The 25331-nt window shown below is 71.0% G+C and carries 10 protein-coding genes; 5 read left to right on the top strand and 5 right to left on the bottom strand.

What is annotated here, in order from left to right; translation table 11 throughout:
• The first annotated feature begins 11 nt into the window (after positions 1-11).
• From ACFSVL_RS38345 to ACFSVL_RS38335, 3 genes are all read left to right on the top strand, one after another.
• Positions 12-14783, top strand: a complete 14772-nt coding sequence (locus ACFSVL_RS38345) for a non-ribosomal peptide synthetase (RefSeq protein ID WP_378311694.1) — start codon at positions 12-14, stop codon at positions 14781-14783.
• Between the two features lie 271 nt (positions 14784-15054).
• Positions 15055-16302 (top strand): MFS transporter, encoded by a 1248-nt coding sequence (locus tag ACFSVL_RS38340; protein ID WP_378311692.1) that lies wholly within the window; start codon positions 15055-15057, stop codon positions 16300-16302.
• Complete coding sequence (locus ACFSVL_RS38335) at positions 16302-16499, top strand: MbtH family protein (RefSeq protein WP_378311691.1); 198 nt, start codon at positions 16302-16304, stop codon at positions 16497-16499. Before ACFSVL_RS38340 ends, ACFSVL_RS38335 begins: the two co-directional genes overlap by 1 nt.
• Before the next feature lie 456 nt (positions 16500-16955).
• On the opposite strand, the gene ACFSVL_RS38330 is transcribed toward ACFSVL_RS38335, so the two are convergent.
• A complete protein-coding gene (locus ACFSVL_RS38330) occupies positions 16956-18026 on the bottom strand; it encodes a S1 family peptidase (protein WP_378311689.1) in 1071 nt (356 codons plus the stop codon).
• 430 nt (positions 18027-18456) lie between these two features.
• Here ACFSVL_RS38330 and ACFSVL_RS38325 point away from each other — a divergent pair, with 430 nt between their 5' ends.
• Both ACFSVL_RS38325 and ACFSVL_RS38320 read left to right on the top strand, forming a co-directional pair.
• Positions 18457-19152 carry a S1 family peptidase gene (locus ACFSVL_RS38325; RefSeq protein ID WP_378311687.1) on the top strand — a complete coding sequence of 232 codons (696 nt, stop codon included), beginning with the start codon at positions 18457-18459 and terminating at the stop codon, positions 19150-19152.
• A 31-nt stretch (positions 19153-19183) separates the two neighbouring features.
• Entirely contained in the window at positions 19184-19720 is a 537-nt protein-coding gene (locus ACFSVL_RS38320; protein ID WP_378311685.1) for a snapalysin family zinc-dependent metalloprotease, read from the top strand.
• 52 nt (positions 19721-19772) lie between these two features.
• Here the strand turns inward: ACFSVL_RS38320 and ACFSVL_RS38315 are convergent, their stop codons facing one another.
• The 4 genes from ACFSVL_RS38315 to ACFSVL_RS38300 form a co-directional block, all read right to left on the bottom strand.
• Positions 19773-21158 (bottom strand): family 2B encapsulin nanocompartment shell protein, encoded by a 1386-nt coding sequence (locus ACFSVL_RS38315; protein WP_378311683.1) that lies wholly within the window; start codon positions 21156-21158, stop codon positions 19773-19775.
• A gap of 5 nt (positions 21159-21163) precedes the next feature.
• Positions 21164-22579 carry a family 2B encapsulin nanocompartment shell protein gene (locus tag ACFSVL_RS38310; protein WP_378311681.1) on the bottom strand — a complete coding sequence of 472 codons (1416 nt, stop codon included), beginning with the start codon at positions 22577-22579 and terminating at the stop codon, positions 21164-21166.
• 78 nt (positions 22580-22657) lie between these two features.
• The gene (locus ACFSVL_RS38305; protein WP_378311679.1) at positions 22658-23770 is read right to left on the bottom strand and encodes a family 2 encapsulin nanocompartment cargo protein terpene cyclase; all 1113 of its coding nucleotides are present in this window, start codon (positions 23768-23770) and stop codon (positions 22658-22660) included.
• Positions 23771-23784: 14 nt separating this feature from the next.
• Positions 23785-24636 (bottom strand): geranyl diphosphate 2-C-methyltransferase, encoded by an 852-nt coding sequence (locus ACFSVL_RS38300; protein WP_378311677.1) that lies wholly within the window; start codon positions 24634-24636, stop codon positions 23785-23787.
• Positions 24637-25331: the final 695 nt, after the last annotated feature.

The following is a 25331-nucleotide window of genomic DNA, read 5'->3' as shown; positions in this document are numbered from 1 at the left end:
AGGACTACCCCATGACGTCGTCCCGTGAGGACCGCATCGCGGCGCTGCCCGCTCACCTGCGGGAAGCGCTGCGCCGCCGGATGGCCGGAGCGGCAGGCCGCGCGCCGGAGATCCCGGCCGCCGCCGACCGCTCCGGCCCCGTCCCGCTGTCGTCCGCGCAACGCAGGCTGTGGTTTTTCAGCAGGCTCCGCCCGGACGACCCCGAATACAACAGCGCGTTCGCCCTTCGCCTGACCGGCGAGCTGGACGTCGAGGCGCTGACGGCCGCGTTGCGGCTGCTGGTGGCCCGGCACGAGCCGCTGCGCACGACCTTCGAGGAGATCGACGGCGAACCGGCGCAGGTCGTCCGGCCGCCGGACGCGGTGCCGCTCCCGGTGGTGGACGCCGCGCCGGAGGATCTCGACGCCGTCCTGCGGGCCGAGTACTCGCGGCCGTTCGATCTCGCGCACGGGCCGCTGCTGCGCGCGCTGCTGGTGCGGCTCGGCCGGGCTGAGCACGTGCTGCTGGTGTGCGTGCACCACATCGCCACCGACGGCGCATCGATGGGCGTGCTGACCGAAGAACTCGGCCTCCTCTACCGCGACGGCGAGCGCGCGAGCCTGCCGCCGCAAGCGTTGCAGTACGCGGATTTCGCGGTGTGGCAACGGAATCGCCCGACCCGCGCGGCCGGGCTGGAGCACTGGACCCGGCAGCTGACCGGCGTGCCCCCGCTCGACCTGCCGACCGACCGCCCGCGCCCGGCCGCCCGCAGCACGGCCGGAGCGGTACGCGAGTTCGCCGTCCCCGCCGACGTGGCCCGAGGGCTTGCCGAACTGGCGCGCGGGTCGGAAACCACGCTGTTCACCGTGCTGCTCGCGGCCTGCCAGGCGTTGTTCGCGCGCTACACCGGGCAGGACGACATCGCGCTCGGCACCGTCGTGTCCGGTCGGGACCGGCCTGAGCTGGAACGGGTGGTCGGGTTCTTCGTCAACACCGTCGTCCTGCGCTCGGCTGTGGACCTGTCGGCCTCGTTCGCCGATCACCTGGCCACGGCGCGGCAGACCGTCCTGGACGCCTTCGCGCACGACGACGTGCCGTTCGAGGAAGTGGTCGACGCCGTGCGCGCGGGCCGGGATCCCGGCCGCAACCCGCTGTTCGACGTCATGGTGCTCCTCCACAGCTCCACGGGAACCGCCGTGCCGGGCTTGGCCGCCGAACCCGTTGGCGTGGGAAGGGATTCCTCGAACTTCGACCTCACCGTCGAGTTCGAGGAATCCGCCGGACGGCTGGCCGGCCTGGTGGAGTACAGCACCGAACTGTTCGACGTCGGGACGATCGACCGGCTCATCGCGCACCTGCTGCGCCTGCTGGCCGGGATCGCCGCCGCCCCGGACCGCCGGCTCGCCGACCTGCCGCTGACCACCGAGACCGAGGAAGCCCAGCTCCTCGGCTGGCACGGCTCGGCAGTGGACGTCCCGCCGGGCACGATCGTGGACCTCCTCGACCGCCAGGCCAGGACCCAGCCGAACGCGACCGCGCTGGTCTGCGGAAACGTCCGGCTGACGTTCGCCGAACTCGCCGCCCGCACCGACGCGCTCGCCGCGGACCTCGTCGCCCGGGGTGCGGGACCGGACCGCGTGGTGGCCGTGCTGCTCCCGCGTTCGGCCGACGCGATCGTCGCGCTGTTCGCGGTGCTCAAAGCCGGTGCGGTGCACCAGTCGATCGATCCCGGCCTGCCCGCGGAGCGGATCGAGCTGCTGCTGGCCGACACCGAGCCGGTCGTGGTGCTGGACCGCCTCGGCACGCCCGCCGACGGTCCGCGCCCCGCCAGGCCGCACCCGTCGGACGCCGCCTACGTCATCCACACCTCGGGTTCGACCGGCGCGCCCAAGGGCGTCGTGGTCGAGCACGCGGCTTTGGTCAATCTGCTGGCCAACCACCGCGCCGCCTTCGGCCGCGAACGGTTGCGCGTGGCGCTGACCGCGTCGCTGTCGTTCGACACGTCGTGGGAAGGGCCGCTGCTGCTGGCGGACGGCCACGAACTGCACCTGATCAGCGACGAAACCCGGCTCGACCCGGCCGCGCTGATCCGCTACGTCCGCGACGAGCGCATCGGCTTCCTCGACGTGACCCCGTCCTACCTGCGGCAGCTGCTGCCCGCCGGACTGCTCGCGGGCGCGCAGCGGCCGGAGTTCCTGATGGTCGGCGGCGAGGCGATCGGCGAGAGCCTGTGGCGCGACCTGGCCGGCTCCGGTGTCTCCGCCGGGAACTACTACGGCCCGACCGAGTCCACTGTGGACGCCACGTGGGCACCAGTGACCGGGGACCGGCCGTCGATCGGCCGTCCGCTGGGGAACGTCGGCGCGTATGTCCTCGACGACCAGCTCCGGCTGGTGCCCGCCGGGGTGCCCGGGGAACTCTGCCTCGCCGGAGCCCAGCTCGCGCGCGGCTACCTCGGCCGCCCGGGCCTGACCGCGGACCGGTTCGTGGCGAACCCCTTCGGCGGGCCCGGCACCCGGCTTTACCGGACCGGCGACCGCGCCCGCTGGACCGCGGACGGACGGCTGGAGCACCTCGGCCGCGTCGACGACCAGGTCAAGGTCCGCGGCTTCCGGATCGAGCCCGGCGAGGTCGAGGCCGCGCTGCGCGCCCAGCCGGGAGTGGTCGACGCCGCGGTCGCCGCCCGCGACGGCAGACTCGTCGCGTACCTCGTCGGCGAGACCGCGGACTTGCGGAGCGGTCTGGCCAAGACCCTGCCCGCGCACCTGATTCCGTCGGCGTTCGTCCGCCTCGGCCAGCTTCCGCTGACCCGGCACGGCAAACTGGACCGCCGGGCGCTGCCTGCCCCGGAGATCTCCGCGTCCGCGCAGTACACCGCTCCGCGAGACGAGCGCGAGCAGCTGGTCACCGACGTCTGGTCCGAGGTGCTCGGCCTGGAACGCGTCGGCGTCGACGACGATTTCTTCGCCCTCGGCGGCGATTCGCTGCTCGGCATCCGGGTGGTCGCGCGGCTGCGCGCCGAACTCGGCGCCGACGTCCCCGCCCGGCTGGTCTTCACCGCGCCGACCCCGGCGCTGCTGGCCGCGCAGCTGCCCGCCGCGTCCGCTCCGCAGGAGGCGATCCCGCTGCTGCCGCGCGGCGACGGGCCGTTCGACGCCCAGCTTTCCTTTGCGCAGCAACGACTCTGGTTCCTCGACGAGTTCGACCCCGGCAGCACCGAGTACGTCTCGCCGACCGCGCTGCGGCTGCGCGGCGAGCTGGACGTCCCCGCACTGAACCGGGCGCTGACCGCGCTGGTAGCCCGGCACGAATCACTGCGCACGACCTTCGCGACGGTCGACGGCCGCGGCGTGCAGATCGTCCACCCGCCGCACGCCGTCGACCTCCGCGCGGTCGACGGCAGCCTGGACGCCGCGCTCGCCGCCGCGACCGGACCGGTCGACCTGCACACCGGCCCGCTGCTGCGTGCCGCGCTCACCCGGCTCGGCCCCGGCGACCACGTGCTCACCCTGGTGTTGCACCACATCGTCACCGACGGCTGGTCCTCGGGCGTGCTCCTGAACGAACTCGCCGCCTGCTACGCCGCGTTCACCCGCGGCGCGGAGCCGGACCTGCCGCCGCTGCCCGTGCAGTACGCCGATTACGCGGTCTGGCAACGAAACCGCACCGACTTCGATGGTCAGCTCAGCTACTGGCGGCACCGGCTCGCCGGTCTGGAACCGCTGGAACTGCCCACCGACCGCCCGCGCCCGGCCGTCCGCACGAAAAACGGCGCACTGCACGAGTTCAGCGTCCCGGCCGGCACCGCCGCGCGCCTCACCGAGCTGTCCCGGCAGCAGGGCAGCACGCTGTTCATGACCCTGCTCGCCGCCTGCCAGCTGGTGTTCGCCCGCTGGTCCGGACAGGACGACGTCGCGGTCGGCACCGTCGTGTCCGGACGCGAACGCACCGAACTGGAAGGCCTGATCGGCTTCTTCGCCAACACCCTCGTGCTTCGGTCCACAGTGGACCTAAGGCGCGGCTTCGCCGAGTTCCTGGGCGAAGTCCGCGACACCGTGCTGGACGCCTTCGCGAACCAGGACGTCCCGTTCGACCGCGTCGTGGACGACGTCCAGCCCGAACGCGACCCGAGCCGCACCCCGTTGTGCCAGGTCATGGTGGTGCTGCACAACACCCCGGACGCCCGGCCCGCCCTGCCCGGGCTGGCCGTCGAGGAGGTCGCCCCGCCGGTGGTGACCGCTGGATTCGACCTGGCGCTGCACTTCCAGCAGACCGCAGGCCGCCTCGACGCGGTCGTCAACTACAACACCGACCTGTTCGACGCGGCCACCGTCCAGCGGCTGGCCGGCTGGGTGCGGACCCTCCTGGCCGGCATCGCGGTGGCTCCGCAGCAGCCGCTCTGCCGGTTGCCGTGGATCACCGCCGCCGAACGCGACCGCGTCCTGCGGGAGTGGAACCCGGTCGCTGTCGCGAGCCCGGAGCCGACGCTGCACCGGCTGTTCTCCGCGCAGGCCGCCCGCACCCCGCACGCCGTCGCGGTGACCTGCGAAGGCGCCGAGCTGACCTACCGCGAGCTGGACCGGCGGGCGAACCGCCTGGCACACCGGCTGATCGCCGAAGGGGCCGGGCCGGAACAGCTGGTGGCGCTGCGGCTGCGCCGCTCGGCGGACCTGGTCGTCGCGATCCTCGCCGTGCTGAAGTCCGGCGCGGGCTACCTGCCGATCGACCCGGACTACCCGCCCGCGCGGATCGAGGCGATGCTGGCCGATGCGCGGCCGGTGTGCGTGGTCGACTCGATCGCGGCGGACGGCCAGCCGGACACCGATCCCGGGGTGCGGGTCCGCCCGGAGAACACCGCGTACGTCATCTACACCTCCGGCTCCACCGGCGTGCCCAAGGGCGTGCTCGTCCCGCACGCGAACGTGACCCGGCTGTTCTCCTCGACCGAGCACTGGTTCGGCTTCGGCGACCAGGACGTCTGGACGCTCTTCCACTCCTACGCGTTCGACTTCTCGGTGTGGGAGCTGTGGGGCGCGCTGCTGCACGGCGGCCGCCTCGTCGTGATTCCGCCGGACGCCGTCCGTTCTCCGGAGGAATTCCTGGCCCTGCTGGCCGAACAGCGGGTGACCGTGCTGAACCAGACGCCGTCGGCGTTCTACCGGCTCGGCTCGCTGCCGTCCGCGCCGCTGAGCCTGCGGTACGTGATTTTCGGCGGTGAGGCGCTGGACCCGGTGCGCCTGGAGGAATGGCGACGGCGGCATCCGGACGGACCGCAGCTGATCAACATGTACGGCATCACCGAGACGACCGTGCACGTGACGTACCGCGTGCTCGACGACCGCGCGACGGTCGGCGTGCCGATCCCGGACCTGCGCGCTTACGTCCTGGACGACTGCCTCGAACCGGTGCCGCCCGGCGTCACCGGAGAGCTGTACGTCGCGGGTGCGGGCCTGGCGCGCGGCTACCTGAACCGGCCCGGCCTGACCGCGTCCCGGTTCGTCGCGGACCCGTTCGGCGCGCCCGGGACGCGGATGTACCGCACCGGGGACCTGTTGTGCTGGACCGCGGACGGCGAACTCGCCTACCGGGGCCGGGCCGATCACCAGGTCAAGATCCGCGGCTTCCGGATCGAGCTGGGCGAGGTCGAAGCGGCGCTGTCCGCGCATCCGGACGTGACCGGCGCGGCGGCCGTCGCGCACGGCACCGGGGACGCCCGGCGGCTGGTCGCCTACCTGACCGGCACGGTGCCCGGGACGACCGTGCTGCGCGAATTCCTCGCCCGCTCGCTGCCCGCGCACATGATCCCGGCGGTGTTCGTCGCACTGGACGAGCTGCCGCTCAATGCGAACGGGAAGCTCGACCACCGGGCCTTGCCCGCGCCCGGCGCGAGCGTCGAAAACCGTTACGTGGCCCCGCGAACCGAGATCGAGACCACGCTCGCCGAGGTGTGGTCGGCGGTGCTCGGCGTGGACCAGGTGGGCGTCGAGGACAACTTCTTCGGCCTCGGCGGCGACTCGATCCTCAGCATCCAGGTCGTCTCCCGCGCCCGCCAGGCCGGGCTGACGCTGTCGTCCAAGGACCTCTTCCAGCACCAGACCATCGCGGAACTGGGCCGGGTCGTCACCACCGGCGGACCCGTCGCGCCGGCGCCGGAACAGGGCGGACTCGCGCCGCTCGGGCCGATCCAGTCGTGGCTGTTCGAGCATCTGGAGCGGCCGTGGCGGCTGACCATGTCCGTCCATCTTGTACTGTCCGCAGTGGACATTCCGCGGCTGACCGAAGCGCTCATGCGGGTGGCTGCCCGCCATGCCGCCCTGCGGATGCGCTTCTCCCAAGTGGACGGACGCTGGCAGCAAGAACCCGCCGCCACCGAAACGGCGGACATCCTCCGGCACGTCGATCTGTCCGAAGTGGACAATGTCACTGCGGCCATGCATGCCGAGGCGGTACGCGCACAGACCTCTTTGGACATCATCGACGGCCCGGTGTGGCGCGCGGTCCTGTTCACCTTCCGGGACCGCTCGCCGCAGCTCTTCCTGACCGCGCACCACCTCGTCATGGACGGAGTGTCCTGGCGCGTCCTGCTGGACGACCTCGACCACGCCTACCGGGGCGAACCCCTGGAACCGGCGGGCAGCTCCTTCACGCACTGGGCCCGGACGCTCGCCGACCACGTCCGCTCCGGCGGGCTGGACGGCGAGGCGGAGTACTGGAGGAACGTCCTGCGCGAGGTGCAGACCGAACTCCCGGTTGACCGCTCCGGGCGCAACACCGCGGAGTCGGCGCGTTCGGTGTCGGTATCCCTCGGCCATGCGGAGACTTCCGCGCTGCTGCAGGAGGTGCCCGGCGCGTACCGGACCGAGGTCAACGACGTCCTGCTGAGCGCGCTCGCCCGGGTGCTCGCACGCTGGACCGGCCGGTCCCGGGTGGTGCTCGAAATGGAAGGCCACGGCCGCGAGGACCTCGCTGCGCCGCTCGACCTGTCCCGCACGATCGGCTGGTTCACCGCGCAGTACCCCGTCGCGCTGACCGTGCCCGGCGACGGCTGGGACGCGATCCTCAAGTCGGTCAAGGAACAACTGCGCGCCATCCCGCACAAGGGCGTGGGCTACGAAGCCCTGCGTTACCTGAGAGAGTCTCCGCTGAAGGCCGACCCGGCGCCGCGGATCTCGTTCAACTACCACGGCCGCTGGGACGTCGGGACCGCCGAGGACGGGCTCTACCGGGGACGAGGGGAAAGCCTCGGCCACGACTCCGCGCCGGACAGCATCCGCCCGTACCTGCTGGACGTCGTCGGCGTGGTCGAATCCGGCGAACTGCACCTGACCTGGGAGTACTCCAGCGAAGTGCACGAGGAGGCGACTGTCCGCAGCTTGGCCGAGGCGACCGTCGAGGCCCTGCGGGAGATCATCGCGCACTGCGCCGCCGCCGGTGGCCGCACGCCGTCGGACTTCCCGCTCGCCGCGCTCGATCAGGCCACAGTGGACAGATTGGTGGACGGCCGCGACGTCGAGGACATCTATCCGCTGACGTCGCTGCAGGCGGGCATGGTGTTCCACAGCCTGGTCGACAGCGGGTCGAGCGCGTACTTCGACCAGTTCCGCCTGCGGCTGGCCGGGGTGCGCGACCCGGGGGCGCTGGCCGAGGCCTGGCAGCGCGTGGTGGACCGGACGCCGATCCTGCGCAGCAGCACGGTGTGGGACGGCGTCGACGAGCCGGTGCAGCGCGTCCACCGCGCGGTCCGGGTGCCGGTCGGGCAGCACGACTGGCGCGGCCTCGCCCCGGAGCGGCAGCAGGCCGAGCTGGCGAACCTGATCGAAGCCGACCAGGCGGCGGGCATGGACCTGACGGCCCCGCCGTTGATGCGCCTGGAGATCGCCCGGCTCGCCGACGATGAGGTGCAGCTGCTCTGGACCTCGCACCACGTCCTGCTCGACGGCTGGAGCACCGCCCAGGTCTTCGGCGAGGTGTGCGAGCAGTACACGGCGATTGTCGAAGGCACGCCGGCGAAACTGACCCCTCGGCGGCCGTTCCGCGACTACCTCGCCTGGCTGGCCGGACAGGACCGGTCGGCGGCGGAGGAGCACTGGCGCGAAGTGCTCGACGGCTTTGCCGCGCCGACCCCGCTGCCGTACGATCGCCGTCCCCGCGAGGCACACCGCGCGGAATCCGGGGCGACGGTGCTGGTCGAGCTGTCCGCCGAGGAATCGGCGGGGCTGCGCGAGATGGCGAAAACCGCCGCGCTGACGGTCAACTCGGTCGTGCAGGGAGCGTGGGCCCTGCTGCTCGCGCGCTACAGCGGCGAGCCGGACGTCTTGTTCGGCACCACGGTTTCCGGCCGTCCCGCCGAACTGCCCGGCGTGGAAGCGATGATCGGGATGTTCATCAACACCGTGCCGACGCGGGTCGAAGTCCGGAATGGACAGTCGAGTGCCGAGTGGCTGCGCGGGATCCAGGCCGAACAGGCCGAAGCGCGCCGGTACGACTTCCTGGCGCTCTCGCAGCTGCAGACCTTCACCGGGGTGCCGGCGGGCGCGTCGTTGTTCGACAGCGTGGTGGTCTTCGAGAACTACCCGATCGAAGACAGCGGACAGGACGGCGTCCGGGTGCTGGACGTGGAATCGCTGGACACGACGAGCTATCCGCTGAATCTCACGGCTTATCTGCACGACCGGCTCGGGCTCGAACTCTCCTACGACCCGAAGCTGTTCGACGAAGCCACCGCCCAGCGGCTGGCCGGGCACCTCGCCCAGCTGGTGCGGGCGATCGCCGCCGACCCGGGCCGGCGTGTCGGCGCGCTCTCGCCGCTCACTGCCGGGGAACGAAGACACGTGCTGGCGCTCGGCCACGGCGATCGGGCCGACCTCCCGGCGGAGACGGTCCTGGACGTGTTCGAAGCGACCGTCGCCCGGATCCCGCACGAAACCGCGCTGATCTTCCACGACACCGTCTTGGACTACGCCGAGGTCGACGCGCGCGCCGCCCGGCTGGCACAGGAATTGGTCGAGCGAGGTGCCGGGCCTGAGCGGGTGGTCGCGGTCATGCTGCCACGCTCGGCCGAGGCGGTCATCGCGGTCCTGGCGATTTTCAAAGCGGGCGCGGTGTATTTGCCGATCGACCCGGACCTGCCGGACGAGCGCGTGCGCTTCCTGCTGAACGACGCGCAGCCGGTCGCCGTGCTGGGGAGACCGGACGAGAGCTACGCGCCGCCCGCCTCGGCTTCGAAACGGCCGGACGCGGACACCGCCGCGTACGCCATCTACACCTCCGGCTCGACCGGCACGCCGAAGGGCGTCGTCGTGGAGCATCGCGCGCTGGTGAACCTGCTGGTCGCGCACCGCGCGATCTTCCTCGACCGCGGGCGGGAACGGGCGGCGCTCACCGCATCGCTGGCCTTCGACGCCTCCTGGGAACCGTTGCTGGCCATGATCGACGGCCACGAGCTGCACGTCCTGGACGACGACGTCCGGCTCGACCCGCGCACACTGGTCCGCGCCGTCCGCGCGCACGGGCTCAACCTGCTCGACCTCACCCCGGCCTACCTCCAGCAGCTGCTGGACGCCGGGCTGGCGACCGGCGAAACCCGGCCCCGCACGGTGATCACCGGCGGCGAGGCGGCGACCGAAACGCTGTGGCGGCAGCTGGCCGCCGCGGACGTCACCGGCCACAACTACTACGGCCCGACTGAAGCGACCGTCGACTCGATCCACGCGCCGGTGACCGGGGGCCAGCCGCTGATCGGCCGCCCGCTGACCAACTTCCGCGCGTACGTGCTCGACGGCGCCGGCGAACCCGTGCCGCCCGGCTTGCCCGGCGAGCTGTTCCTCGCCGGACCGCAGCTGGCGCGCGGCTACCTCGGCCGGCCGGGACTGACTGCGGACCGCTTCGTCGCGGACCCGTTCGGCCCGCCGGGGTCGCGGATGTACCGCACCGGCGACCAGGTCCGCTGGACCGCCGAGGGTGCGTTGGACTACCTCGGCCGGGTCGACGACCAGGTCAAGATCCGCGGGTTCCGGGTCGAGCCGGGGGAGATCGAGACCGTCCTGCGGCGGCATCCGGCGGTCGCCGACGTCACCGTCATCGCCCGCGAAGGACGGCTTGTCGCCTACGTCGTCGGCGAGTCGCGCGGCTTGCGCGAGTGGGTGCGCGACCGGCTGCCGGAGCACCTGGTCCCGTCGGCGTTCGTGGCGCTGGACGCGTTGCCGCTCAACCGGAACGGCAAGCTCGACCGCCGCGCGCTGCCCGCTCCCGGCCGCGCCGGAACCGCCGAGTACGTCGCGCCGCGGACCGCCGCCGAACAGCGGCTCGCCGCGATCTGGGCCGACGTGCTCGGAATCGACCGGGTGGGCGCCGACGACAGCTTCTTCGAGCTTGGCGGCGATTCGATCCTCAGCATGCGGATCACGTCGCGGGTGCGTGCGGAATTCGGCGTGGAGGTGTCGCCGCGGATGCTGTTCTCCGCGCCGACGCTCAGCCAGTTCGCCGCCGAGTTGCCCGCCGAACCGGCTGGCGCGCAACCGATCCCGGTCGTCGCGCGGGACGGTGCGCTGCCGTTGTCGTTCGCGCAGCAACGCTTGTGGTTCCTGGACGAATTCGAGCCGGGCGGCCGCGAGTACCTGTCGCCGACCGCGTTGCGCTTGCGCGGCGAACTCGACCTCGACGCCTTGCGCCGCGCACTGAACACGGTCGTCGCCCGGCACGAATCGCTCCGCACCACCTTCGACGCGATCGAGGGCCGGGCCGTGCAAGTCGTCCATGAGCCCGCGCCGGTCGAGCTTCCGGTCGAGGAGTTCGACGAGGCGGCTTTGGTCCGCGAGGCGCTCCGGCCGTTCGACCTGCGCACTGGGCCGCTGCTGCGCGCCCGGTTGTTCCGGGAGCAGTCCGGCGACCACGTCCTGCTGCTGGCACTGCACCACATCGTCACCGACGGCTGGTCGGCCGGAGTGCTGGCCGCCGAGCTGGACGCCTGCTACTCCGCCTACGTCCGCGGCGAGGAGCCGCGACTGCCCGCGCTGCCGGTGCAGTACGCGGATTTCGCCGCCTGGCAACGGGATTTCCTCGACAGCCCCGGCTTCGCCGAGCAGCTCGACCACTGGCAGGACCGGCTCGCCGGCCCCGCGCCGCTCGAACTGCCCACCGACCGGCCGCGGCCCGCCGTGCGCACGAGCGAGGGGGACTGGCTCGGCTTCGAGATCCCGGCCGAGGTCGCCGCGAACCTCCGCGACCTCGCCGGCGCGCAGCACGGCACCCTGTTCATGACGCTGGTGGCCGCCTGCCAGGTCGTACTGGCGCGGTGGTGCGGACAGGAGGACGTGTCCGTCGGCACGGTGACCGCCGGCCGCGAGCGGGCCGAGCTGGAACGGCTGATCGGCTTCTTCGTCAACACCCTCGTCCTGCGGTCCACAGTGGACTCGCGCGGGACGTTCCGGGACTTCCTCGCCCGGGTGCGCGACACGGTGCTCGACGCGTTCGCCCACCAGGACGTGCCCTTCGACCGCGTCGTGGACGCCGCCCAGCCGGTCCGCGACCCGAGCCGGACGCCGCTGTTCCAGGCGATGGTGGTGCTGCAGAACACCGGCGACCGGCCGGGCGGCGGCGCGCTGATCGCCGGGGAGGCCGCGCTGCCCGCGACGACCGCGGCCTTCGACCTGCTCGTGCAGTTCGAGGAGGACGGCGGCGCGCTGCACGGCGCGATCAACTACTCCACCGGCCTGTTCGACGCCTCGACGATCCAGCGCCTCGCCGAACGGCTGGTCCTGGCGCTGACCGTGCTCGCGACCCAGCCGGACCAGCCGATGTCGTCCCTGCCGCTGCTGCCGCGGACGGAACTGGACCAGCTGCGGACCTGGAACGACACCGCCGCGCCGGTCCAGACGGCGTCCCTGTCGCAGCTGATCGAAGCACAGGCGGCGCGGACGCCGGACGCTCCCGCGCTCGTGTCGGATGCCGGGGAGATCACCTTCGCCGAGCTGAACGCGCGGGCGAACCGGCTGGCCCGGCTATTCGCGGAGAAGGGGGCCGCCCCGGAACGGATCGTCGCCGTCCGGCTGCCGCGCTCGACCGCGCTCGTCGTGACGGAGCTGGCGATCGCGAAGACCGGCGCCGCGTTCCTCCCCGTCGACCCCGGCTATCCCGCCGAGCGCATCGAGTTCATGCTGCGCGACGCCGCCCCGGTGTTCGTGGTGGACGGAGAACTCGGCGCGGCGGAGTACGCGGACACGAACCTCGGCGTCCCCGTCGATCCGGACCAGCCGGCGTACGTGATCTACACGTCCGGCTCGACTGGGCGGCCCAAGGGCGTCGTGGTGCGTCACGCCGGGCTGACTTCGTTCTCGGCGGCGATGATCCGCGATTTCCAGGTCCACCCCGGCGACCGGACCCTGGCGTTCAGCTCGCCCAGCTTCGACGCCTCGATCATGGAACTCTGCCTGACGCTGCCCGCCGGAGCCGCGCTCGTCGTCCCGCCGGAAGGCCCGTTGCTCGGCGCGCAGCTGGCCGAGACGCTGGCCGGACACCGGATCACGCACGTGCTGCTCCCGCCGGTCGCGCTGGCGACCGTGCCCGACGTGCCGCTCCCGGCGCTGCGCACGATCCTCGTCGGCGGCGACGTGTGCCCGGCCGAGCTGGTCGCCCGCTGGGCACCGGGGCGGCGGATGATCAACGCGTACGGGCCCACCGAATGCACGGTCGCGACCTCCTGGAGCGAACCGCTGTCGCCGGGCGGCCCGCCGCCGATCGGCAAGCCGATCCGGAACACCGAGACCTACGTCCTCGACGCCGGCCTGCGCCAGGTCCCGATCGGGTCGACCGGCGAACTGTGCGTCCGCAGCGTCGGCTTGGCGCGCGGGTACCTGTCCCGGCCCGGCCTGACCGCCGACCGGTTCGTCGCGAACCCCTACGGCCCGCCCGGATCCCGGATGTACCGCACCGGCGACGTCGTCCGGCAGACCGCGACAGGTGACCTGGAGTTCGCCGGACGGGTGGACGACCAGGTCAAGATCCGCGGGTTCCGCGTCGAACTGGGCGAAATCGAGGCGGCGCTGCGACGGCATCCGGCGGTGCGCGAGGCCGTGGTGGTGGCTCGGGAAGCCAACGGGCACAAGCGCTTGGTCGCCTATGTCGTCGGCGAAACGGCGGAGCTGCGTTCGTTCCTCGGCGAGACGCTGCCGGACTACCTGGTCCCGTCGGTGTTCGTGCCGCTCGACTCGGTTCCGTTGAGCCCCAACGGAAAGATCGACCGCGCCGCGCTGCCGACGCCGGACCTGTCGGCGCTGCAGACCGCCGAATACGTCGCTCCGAGCACTGAACAGGAGGAGCTGCTGGCCACCGTGTGGGCCGAGGTCCTCGGGCTCCCGCGCGTCGGCACGGGAGACAACTTCTTCGACCTCGGCGGCGATTCGCTGCTCAGCATCCAGGTCGTGCACCGCGCGCGGCAGGCCGGGCTGGCGATGCGCTCGAAGGACCTGTTCACCCACCAGACCGTCGCCGAACTGGCCGGCGTGGTGCAACCGGCCGACGCCGCGGCGGACGATCGCGAAGCCGTGGTCGGACCCGCTCCGCTGACCCCGATCCAGCGCTGGTTCCTGGACTCCGCGCCGGTGAATCCCGCGCACTTCAACCAGTCCGTGCTGATCGAACTGAACGGCCCGGTGGACGAAGAAGTCCTGCGGCAGGCGATCGACGCACTGGTGGCGCACCATGACGCCCTCCGCCTGCGCTTCGAACGGACCGCAGCCGGATGGACCCAGCACAACGACCCCGTCGACTCCAGTTCCCTGCTTCGCCGAGTGTCCACTGTGGACCTGGAACGAGCCGCCGACGACGCCCAAGCAAGCTTCGACCTGGCCCGTCCGCCACACCTGCGTGCCCTATTGGCGGACTCGGTGCTCTTCCTGGTCGCACACCATCTGGTCGTCGACGCGGTCTCCTGGGGCATCCTGCTGGAGGACCTCGAACGCGCCTATCGGCAAATCGAAGCCGGGGAAAAACCCGACCTGGGCCCGAAAACGACGTCGTTCCGGGACTGGGCGCACCGCCTGCGCGAGTTCGCCGAGTCCGGCGCACTGGACGGCGAACGCGCGCACTGGGCCCGCGCCCTGCCCGGCTGCGCCCTCCCGCTGGACCGAACGGACGCCGCCCCGGAACCGCAAGAATTGGTGACGATCCGAGTCGGGGAACGCGACACCGACGCGCTCCTGCACCTCGCCCCCGGCGCCTACCGCACGCGGATCAACGACGTCCTGCTCACCGCACTGGCCTGGACGCTCACCCGCTGGACCGGCGAACCGGCCGTCGCGATCGACCTGGAAGGCCACGGCCGGGAGGAAATCCTGGACGACGTCGACCTGACCCGCACCGTCGGCTGGTTCACGACGCTCTTCCCGGTCGCCCTGGAGATCGACCCGGCGACGAGCTGGCGCAACCAGGTCAAGTCGGTCCGCAAACAGCTGCGAGCGGTGCCGGGCAACGGTTTCGGCCACGGCGCGCTGCGGTGCTACCGCTTCCCGGACTTGGGCCGCGACACGCCGCGGGTGGCGTTCAACTACCTGGGGCAAGGCGAGCACACCGCTTCCGGGGACGGCCTGTTCTTGCGCTCGCTGCCACCGCTCGGCCGAGACCAGGACCCGGCGAACCGCGCGCCGCATGCGCTGGAGGTGGTCGGCGGGGTGCGGGAGGGACAGCTGGAGTTCTCCTGGTACTACCTGCCGGACCTGCACCGAAGGGCAACGGTGGCCGGGGTGGCGGCGGGGTTCGCGGACGCGCTGCGGGCGATCGCGGCGGACTGCCGGGGTGATGAGGCGTGAGCGGCGGGGTTGGTGCCCGCGGCTGTCGGCTGCGAGTCGGCGATGGTGCGCCGTGGTCTGGTGACGAGCTGCGGGCCGCCGCCGATCGAGCGAGGAGGCGGGGCGCGGCGAGTCCTGACGGCGGCCCGGTTCGCGGGAGTCGTCGGTCAGCGGCGGGATCCGGCGTGCGCGGGATTGCGGTCGGTTCCGGCATCCCGGTTCGCGGATACCGCGCGAGCCGGGCCTTCTCCAGCTCCGGGACCCGTATCGCGCGCACCCGGGGAGGCACGGCATGAGCGGTATCGCGGGCAACCGGGACTACCGGCTCCTCTGGACCGGCCAGGTCGTCTCCGAAGCCGGGTTCAGCACGACCACCATCGCCTTCCCCCTGCTGGTCCTGGCGCTCACCGGGTCGGCCGCGCAGTCCGGGCTGGTGCTCGGGGCCGTCGCGATCAGCCAGCTCGTCGCCGGGCTGCCCGCCGGGGCGCTGGTGGATCGCTGGCCCCGCAAGCGGATCATGCTCGGCTGCGAAGCGGCGCAGGCGATCGCGGCGGGCGGGCTGGTGCTCGCGTTGTACTCGGGCGTCGCAGAGGTCTGGATGCTCGTCGCGGTGGCCGTCGTGATGGGGCTGAGCCGGGCGTTGTTCGAACCGGCGGAGGAGGCGAGCCTGCCCCGGCTCGTGGCGGACGAGCAGGTGCCTTCGGCGGTCGCGATGAACGCCGCGCGGACCAGTGCGGGCCAGCTGTCCGGCACCGCGCTTGGCGGGTTTCTCTTCGCGGTGGGACGGGTGGTGCCGTTTCTCTTCGACGTGGTCGCGCATGTCTTCGCGTTCGTGTCGCTGCTGTTCGTCCGGCTGCCGGCGCATGCGGAGCGGGCGGACCGGTCGCCGAGGCATCTCGGGCGGGAGATCCTCGAGGGGTTGCGCTGGGTGTGGACGCGGCCGCCGTTGCGCGCGACGGTCCTGTGCGTGGTCAGCCTGAATCTGTTCTTTTCCGCTTATTACCTGGTGATCATCGTGCTGGCGACCGAGCGCGGGGTGCCGTCGGGGGAGATCGGGGTGATGGCGGCGATGCTCGGGGGTGGCGGGATTTTGGGGTCGTTGGCCGCGCCGTATCTGCATCGGTGGCTTAGTGCGTACGGGTTGGTCATCGGGGTTTTTTGGGCGCTGACGGTGCTTACTCCGTTGGCGGTGTTTGTCCATAATGGATATTTGATGGGCGTGTTGTTCGCGGGTATCGCGTTTTTGCCGCCTGCGGCTAATACGGCGATCGCTACTTATCAGCTGCTGTCCACGCCGGACGAATTGCGGGGGCGGCTTGGCGGGGTGCTTGGGGTGACCGGCGGGTTGGCGGCGGCTGCTGGGCCGGCGTTGGGTGGGTGGTTGGTGGAGGCGTTGCCGGCGGTGTCGGCGGTGCTGGCTTGCACCGGGTCGATCGCGGCGGTGACTCTTGTGACGACGTTCAGCGGGACTCTGCGTGGTTTGCCTGCCGCGCCCCGGGTTCCGGAACTTGAGGAAACATCTGGAAAGGGAGAGTTCTGATGGAGGAAGACGCTGTGTTCCAGGTTTTGGTCAACGACGAGGAGCAGTATTCGCTGTGGCCCGCGGAGAAGGAGGTTCCGGCGGGGTGGCGTCCGGACGGGGCGCGGGGGAGCCGGGAGGAGTGCATGCGGCACGTCGACGAGGTGTGGACGGATATGCGGCCTCGTTCCCTTCGGGAGCGGATGGCTGCTGAGTGAGGTTTTGCTCGTCGCCTGGCGGCGACATTGCGCTGGGTGCTTGCGGTGGGCAACCCGAAGCCCCAGTGTGCTGACAGTTCGGGGGTGCTTGTCAAGGCGGGAAAGATGCCTTGACAAGCACCCCCGAACTGCAGGGCGGCTTCGTATCGGGGTGCGGGGGGATGTGGGTGCCCGGATGGGTTGGGTGCGCTGGTGGCGGTTGGGTGGGGGGTTGGGGCTAGCGCCCCAATGTGGCATTGGGTGCGTCGGATGCACCCAATGTGGCGTTGGTTGCGTCGCATGCACCCAATGCCACATTGGGGCGCGCTGCGGGGTGGCGGGCTGTGAAGGACTCCTTGAGGGAATCTGGTTCCGTGAAGGGGTCCCTCACGGACCGTCGGAGGTGGGGTCGTCTGTGAGGGGAACCCTGGGGGAATCTGAGTCCCTCAGGGTTCCCCTCACGGACGTCTGGAAGTGTTACGGCAGGACCAGGCCGTAGGCGCTGAGCGCCGCGGGCACGGGCTGGAAGAAGGTCTCGCCGCCGGAGTTGCAGTCGCCGCTGCCGCCGGAGGTGAGGCCCAGTGCGGTCGGGCCGTCGAACAGTGCGCCGCCGCTGTCGCCTGGTTCGGCGCAGACGGTGGTGTCGATCAGGCCGTACACGCTGCCTTCCTGATAATTCACCGTCGCGTCGAGCGCGGTGACCTGGCCTTCGTGCACGCCGGTCGTCGAGCCGCTGCGGGTGACGGTTTCGCCGACGGTCGCTTCGCCCGCGGCGGTGATCTCTTGCCCGGTGTTGACGGCGCTGGGGGCGTCGACGCCGGAATCGTAGGTGGCGTAAGAGTAATCCGTGCCGGGGAAGTCGGCGCCGGACGTGCTGGCGATGTGCTGCGAGTTGCCCTGGTCCTCCCACCAGTCGTTGGTGGCCACGCCGCAGTGCCCGGCGGTCAGCAGCGCGGGCTGGCCGCTCGAGGTGTGCACGTTGAAGCCCAGCGAGCACCGCAGGCCCTGGCCCCAGATCGCGTCGCCGCCGCTGATCAACGGGCGCAGCTTGCCCTTCGTCTGGGCGAACCGGGCCTTGTCGCCGAAGCTGTGCACGGCGTTGGTCACCTGGGCCAGCTTGGCTCCGGAGACCGTCGAATCGGCGGTGACGAGCACCTGTCCGGTTCGCGGGTCGACGCGCCACGCGGTGCCGGGGACGCTGGCCGTGCGGCCCAGTTCCGCGGTGACCGCCTTCAGTTGGGACGCGCGGTACTTCACGAACTTCGGCGTCGCGCCGGCCGCGCGGACCTGGTCGGCGGCGGCCTGGTCGGTGACGGTGACCGTCAGCCGGGAACTGGCCTGGTCGTAGTACGAGCCGACAGTGCGGTCGCCGAGCGACTTCGCGATGCTGGCGGACATGGCGGTCGCGGCTCTCGCGTCCTGCGGGGCCGAGGAAGGCTGGGCCGCCGCGACGCCGGATGCGGCGAAAATTGATCCAGCGGCCAGAACCGCCGCGGCGAAGGCGATACCGCCGCGTCCGCCGTGTCTTTGACTGAGTGCTGGGATCATGCACATCTCCGTTTCTCGCGAATAGGACGATGGCGCGCCGCGGTCAGCGAATGCGGCGCAATTTGCGAGTTTAGTGAAGCTCGGCAATCGCTTATACCCACGAAAGTTCCGAATCCCGTTCGGTTTTGCTGTCCAGCGGGGCTCGCCGTCCGCTCAACGGAAGCCCGTACCCGAACCATTAGCGGCTCGTTGAACTGCGCGAACACCGAACTCGAACGCCTTATTCGGCGTTCGGTTCATCCCGGTAATCGAGGTTCGTGCCGCCCCGCACGGTTCGGCTCCCTCCTTTCGACGGTGTTCGGACTCCGGCGGCCCTGGGACTCTGTGGTTTCCGGCGTGGGCCCGGCGCCCACGAAAGTTGTCCCCCGGCCGCAGATCAGGCCGAACTCTCCCGCGATCGGCGGGATGGGTTGCTATGGAAGGGAAAGCGATGCGGAAAATAATGCTGGCGGTGATGGGCGCGGCGGCTCTGCTGTTCGGGGTCGCCGCACCGGCGGTCGCGGCGCAGCCTGCCATCATCGGAGGCGGCGACGCCACCGAAACGTACTCGTTCATGGTGTCGCTGGACAACGGCTGCGGCGGCAGCCTGGTCGCGCCGCAGTGGATCATCACGGCACACCACTGCGGCTACGCCTCGACGGCGCGGATCGGCGCCATCGACATCAACGCGGGCGAGGTCGGCCAGATCGACAACGTGGTCACGAATCCCGGCACCGATCTCACCATGATGCACCTGAGCCAGCCCGCCCAGTCGGCTCCGGTCGCGATGGCGCAGAGCAACCCGTCGCCGGGAACGGGCGCGCGCCTGCTCGGCTGGGGCTGCATGAGCTGGCCGAACTGCCAGACTGCGCAGACCCTGCAGGAAATCGACCTGCAGGTGCTCGACAGCAGCGACTGCGCGGCGGGCGGCGGCGGAGCAGGCGACGTCTGCATTTCCGGCGACTACTCGCATTCCGCGTGCCACGGCGATTCCGGCGGGCCCGCGATCGTCGGCACCACCGGGAACTGGACGCTGGTCGGCGAAACCCACGGCCCCGGCGACAACGGCGGCGAATGCGCCACCAGCACGCTCTACACCGGCATCGCCCAGTACTCGTCGTGGATCCAGCAGCAGATCGGAAGCTGACCCGCACACCTTCGCGCGGAGAGGAAAAACCATGACCCTGCAACGCTTTGCCCGGTTCGCCGCCGGCGCGGCCGCCGCGGTCGTGCTGCCGCTGGCCGGCGCCGGGACCGCGGCCGCCGCCCCGCTGGACGCGGTGGAGCTGTACTACGACGCCAGCGGTTTGCCCGACTACCAGGCCGAAGCCACCCAGGCCGCGGCGAACTGGAACAACTCGGTGCACAACGTCCACCTGAACGACGGCGGCGCCGCGACCATCATCATGCACGAAACCACCGGCGGCGGTTCCTACACCACCACCGACGGGCACGGCAGCGGCGACATCTACATCGACACCCAGCAGGTCGCCGAAGGCAACGACCCGACCCGGATCATCGCCCACGAGATCGGCCACAACCTCGGCCTTCCCGACCACTACGAGGGCCCCTGCTCGGAACTCATGTCCGGCCACGGCCCGGGAATCTCGTGCAAGAACGCGATGCCCGACGCCCAGGAATCGGCACAGGTGGAAGCCAACTTCGCCAACGGCTTCGTGACGGTTCGCTTGCCGGAGAAGCACATCTACCGCTAGAAACGCCGACGCTCGCCGGAAGCGCGCTGCTTCCGGCGAGCATCGCCGTGCCTCAGCCGCGGGCGACCTCGACGTCGTCGAGGACCCCCAGCGCGTCCGGAACGAGAACCGCGACGGAGTGGTAGGCACTGACCAAATAGGACGACACCGCGCGGTCGCTGATGCCCATGAACCGCACGTTCAATCCCGGCCGGTATTCGTCGGCGAGGGATTTCGGCCGCAATCCGATGACGCCCGCGTCGTCTTCCCCGGTGCGCATCGCGAGCACCGACGTGGTGCCCGCCTCGGTGACCGGGATTTTGTCGCAGGGCAGGATCGGGACGCCGCGCCACGAGGTGACGCGTTTCCCGTCGACCACGACCGGCTCCGGGTAAATGCCCGCCCGCGTGCATTCGCGCCCGATTGCCGCGATCGCGCGCGGATGGGCGAGGAAGAAGCGTGTTTTGCGCCGGCGGCACAGCAGTTCGTCCAGGTCGCCGGGCGTCGGCGGACCGGTGCGGGTGGTGATCCGGGATGTGAGGTCGGCATTGTGCAGCAGGCCGAAATCCGGGTTGTTGACCAGCTCGTGTTCCTGCCGTTCCCGCAGCGCTTCCACGGTGAGCCGCAATTGCTGCTCGAACTGGTTCATCGGGTCGTTGTACAGATCGGTGACGCGGTTGTGCACCCGCAGGACCGTTTGCGCGACCGAGAGGTCGTACTCGCGCGGCGAGGGTTCGTAGTCGACGTAGGTGCCGGTGAGGACCGGTTCGCCGTCGTGGCCCGCGGACAGGTCGATTTCCGCCTCTCCCTTGCGGTTCTGCGGTTTCCGCGGCCGGGACGCGGCCTGCGCCACGTGTGCGCGCAGCGAGTCGAGCCTGCCGTTGAGCCGGGCGTACGAACCGGCGGGCAGCACCATGGCGACCACCCTGGTGGCGGCGCGGGCAGTGAACCCCCAGGTGGCGTCGTCCCTGGCGAGCAGTTCGCCGCCGAAGTGGTCGCCGTCGGTCGCGGTGCCGAGATGGGTTTCCGTGCCGTACTGCCCGGGGCCGTGCCGGGTGACCTTCCCGTGGACGACGAGCACGAGCTGGTCCAGCGCGCCCCCGGCGGACACGAGCGTGCTGCCCGCCTCGTACTCGCGCTGCTCGAACGCGTCGGCCAGCGCGCCGAGCGCCGTTTCGTCGGCGAACCCGCGCAGCAGCCCGAGTTCGGCGAGTTCGAGCGGGACGACCTGCACCCGCGCGCCGGTCTGGAAGAAGCTCACCTTGCCGTCGCCGACGGTGTAGGTGAGCCGCCGGTTGACCCGGTAGCTGCCGCCGGGCACCTCGACCCACGGCAGCTGCGACAGCAGCCACCGCGTGGTGATCGAGCGCATCTGCGGCAGCGACTTGGTCGTCGTGGCGAGGGTGCGGGCCGCCTTGACGCCGAGGGAAAGCTGCTGCTCTTCTTGCGTGACGGTCACCGGGCTCAGCCCTCCCGGCCGATTTCGGCGGCTTCCAGGATCGCGAGGGCGTCGGGCACGAGCACGGCGGCGGAGTAGTAGGCCGAGACCAGGTAGGACAGGATGGCCTGCTCGCTGATGCCCATGAACCGGACGTTGAGGCCCGGCTGGTACTCGTCGGGCAGCCCGGTCTGGTGGAGCCCGACCACGCCCTGTGCCTGCTCGCCGGTGCGCATCAGCAGGACCGAGCTGGTGCGGGTCTCGGTGACCGGGATCTTGTTGCACGGCAGGATCGGCACGCCGCGCCACGCCGGCACGTGGTTGCCGTTGAGGTCGACCGAGCCGGGGTAGATCCCCGCCTTGCTGCATTCCCGCCCGAACGCGGCGATCGTCTTCGGGTGCGCCAGGAAGACCCCGGGGTCCTTCCACACCAGCGAAAGCAGCTCGTCGAAGTCGTCCGGCGTCGGCGGGCCGGTGCGGGTGGGCACCCGCTGCTCGAAGTCGGCGTTGTGCAGCAGGCCGAAGTCGGGGTTGTTGACCAGCTCGTGCTCTTGCCGCTCCCGCAGCGCCTCGACGGTGAGCCGCAACTGCTGCTCGGTCTGGTTCATCGGCTGGCTGTAGAGGTCGGCGACCCGGCTGTGCACCCGCAGCACGGTCTGCGCGACGCTCAGCTCGTACTCGCGCGGCGAGGTGTCGTAGTCGACAAAGGTGCCCGGCAGCTGCGGTTCGCCGTCGTGCCCGGCGGACAGGGCGATCTCCGCCTCGCCGTGTTCGTTGCGGGCCGAGGACCCGCCCGCGATGAAGGCGTCGAGGTGCGCGCGCAGTGCGTCGGACCGGTTCAGCACGCCCTCGAACTCCTGGCGCGACAGCGTCAGCACGGTCGCGGAGGTGACCGCCTTGGCGGTGAACTCCCAGATCGCGTCCGAACTGGTGAGCGCGCTTTCGCCGAAGTAGTCGCCGTCCACGAGCGTGCCGAGCACGGTCTGGTCGCCGTAGGCGCCGACCCCGGCCTTCGTGATCTTGCCGTGCGCGACGAGGAACACCTGGTCGGCCCGGCTGCCGAATTCGGCCAGCACGTCGCCCGGCTGGTACTCGCGCTGCTCGAACCGCCCGGCCAGCTCGGCGAGGGCCTCCTCGTCCTCGAATCCGCGCAGCGGCGCGAGTTCCCCGAGTTCCGGCGGGATGACCCGGACCTCGGACCCGCTGGTCACGAACGTGACCCGGCCGTCGCCGACGGTGTAGCTGAGCCGCCGGTTGACGCGGTAGGTGCCCGCGGACACCTCGACCCACGGCAGCACCTTCAGCAGCCACCGCGAGCTGATGCCCTGCATCTGCGGCACGGACTTCGTGGTCGTGGCCAGTTGCCGCGCCGCTGCCCGGCCTAGGCTCAAGGGTTCCTGGTCTTCCACGTCCGCGGAGTCGACCGGATCGGTGACAGTCACAGCGAAACCACCTTGTCTGGGAAAGCTTGCCTGGGGAAGGTTGTCTGGGAAGCGAGTCCGGGAGTCAGGAGCCCGGGATCAGGACCGGTAGCGAGGGTTCGTGGCGTGCCATTCGAAGCCGCCGCCCATCCAGTCGCGGACGCCGGCGAGGAAGCGCTGCAGTTCCGGCGACGGGATCGAGAGCAGGGCGCGGTGCCCCTCCTCGAACTCGCGCACGATCCGGTTGTGCAGCGCGACCGTGGTCTCGACCGCCTCGGAGACCGGGCAGTCCCGGTCGGCGGCGATCTGGAGCACCATGTTGCAGACCGGGTTCTCGTCGGCCGCGTCCTTGGCCACCGAGTGGAGGTCGTTGACCAGGACGGTCGCGGTGCCCGCGCGCATCATCGCCTCCCGCACGCGCGGGTCGTAGTAGAACGGCGCGGGCAGTTCGTACCCGCCGACGGCGTCGATGAGGGTCATCGAGGTGTAGAAGCTGTCGTGCTGGCGGGCCGCGAGGTACTCCCAGGCCGGGGGATAGCGTCCGGTGTGGCGCCACGCGGCGTAGGCGTCCCAGCTGACGAACATCGCGAAGGTCGAATAGCAGACCCGCTGGACCAGCACCGGCGAACCGTGCCTGCCGAGATGGTCGACCGCGGAGCGGAACCCGACCCGGATCGGATCGGCCGCCAGCGCCTCCTCCAGCGGCACGGAGAACTCGCCCGCGGGCGCGACCGGGTCCATCGCGGCCATGACCAGCGCCAGCCGCGGCGGCAGTTCGGTCGGCGAGGCGCCGAGGGAGCTGTCGTCGGCGTAGTAGTCGTCGGCCGCCCACCACACGGCGTTGAGCTGCGCGGCGATCAGCAGCCGGTCGGGATCGTCGCAGTCGGGATGGGCCAGCATCACCAGCCGCCCGAGCGTGGCCCGCGCGATCTGGTCCAGCCCCTCGCCCTCGAACCCGCAGCCCGCCGCCCACTCGACCAGCCGCCGGTCGACCTCCTCGGCGAGCGGCTCGTTCACCCGCCGCACCGCCGGGCAGTACAGCGGCGACGCGCTGCCGTCGCCCCATTCCCGTTCCGCGTACGCCGGATCGGTCCCGCCGGACGGCGCGAACTGCTCCGCGATCCGGGCCGCGGACGTGCCGAGCCCGAGCGGCCCGCTCAGCCAGCCGGTCGGGCACGCGAGGTCCGGGCGGACCGCTGCGATTCCGGACATGACGGCGGCCCCGCTCAGACGCGGTCGGCGGCGATGAGCAGGTACTGGAAGCTGCCCTCGCGGTAGGCGGTCAGGAACGGCTGCTCGATGCCGGTCGCCACGGACGACTGCTCGCGCAGCTCCCAGTACGGGATCGTCGCCGCGGTCAGGTCCACCACGTTGATCGGGACGAACCCGTTGGCGGCGAGCGCCGCGAAATAGTCGCTGCGGGCGTGGATATTGCAGATGTAATGCTGGTCGATCTGGCTCACCGCGCGCGAACGCCCGCCGGTCAGGTCGTTGTAGCATCCGGTGATCGTGACGAACCGCCCGCCCGGCCGGAGCTGCCGCGCGTGTTCGGCGAACAGTTCGCGCAGATCGACGTACATCGTGCTTTCGTTGTTCCAGATTCCGGCGAAATCGCCGCTTTCGAATCCGGTGTCGAGCATGTTCCGCAAATGGAATTGCACGGAGCCGTCGATTCCGCGCAGCCGGGCCTGTTCGTTGGCGAATTCGACCTGCTGCTCGGAAATGGAGATGCCGTCCACCCGGGCGCCGAACCGCTGGTGCGCCTGGACGCTGGTGCCGCCGCGCCCGCATCCCGCGTCCAGCAGCCGGTCGGCCGCATTGATCGGGGCGAGGTGCTGCAGCAGGAATTCCGACTGCGCGGTCTCCAGCCGGTGCATCTCGGCGATGATCGCCTCGTCCCGCCGGTCGCCCCGTCCGTCCAGAACGGACGGATCGTAGTCGCCGATGCCGTAGTGGTGGTGGTAAAGCCCGTCGACGTCGCCTAGGCGCAGGTTCACCGGGTCCTTTTCGGCGTTCCAGTAGTCGGCGACCGACTGCTGATACGCGGTGCGGGCAACCGGACGGGCAACAGATGTCATGATGAACTCCCTTTTCGGGTCGCAATTCCCGATCGGCACGCGGCGAACTGCGCCGGCGCGCTCCCGGGCTGATGCGAAGCGGCCGGCTTTTCCTCGATCCGGGACCGAGGCTAGCGAGGATTCTTTTGCCCGGACAAGACGATTCGCGGGAATTCACTCGCGGGCTGGCGGGGCCGCGTTTCCGTGCCTCTTCTGGCCTAGGAAGGCACTCCTGCGGGGTGTTCGCGAGCCGGTGCCCGGGGCACGAACGATGCCGCCGGGAACACGGCCGGATGACGGCATGCGACAGACCGTGGACAACCCTGGCGGACGGGTGACCCCCGATGGGCCGAAGCGGTTCCGGCCCGCGGAACCGGGGGCGGCTCGGGCGGGGTTCGGCCGTCCGAGCGGGGCGCTGAGCCCGATGCCGGGGAGGTGCTGCGCGGCCCTGCGCCTGCTGGACCATCCACAAAGGACACCAGGGCCGTCGAATTGCCCGATTGATGCCCGAATGGCCAGGTCCGAAGGTCCGTGAGGGGCACCTTCACGGACTCAGAGTCCGTGAAGGTGCCCTTCACGGACGGCCAAGCCCGCTCCGGCCGCCCGCCGCCCCGCCAAGAGCAGCACCAGTCCTGGAGCCGGCTTCGACCGTCCGTGAAGACATCCCTGGGTTTTGGTTGTCAAGCGGCGGTGTGTTGTTGTGTGTTGTGGTGGGG

The organism is Amycolatopsis silviterrae (assembly GCF_042684085.1).
GTDB lineage: Bacteria > Actinomycetota > Actinomycetes > Mycobacteriales > Pseudonocardiaceae > Amycolatopsis > Amycolatopsis silviterrae.
This window is presented reverse-complemented; position numbering and strand designations above follow the sequence as displayed.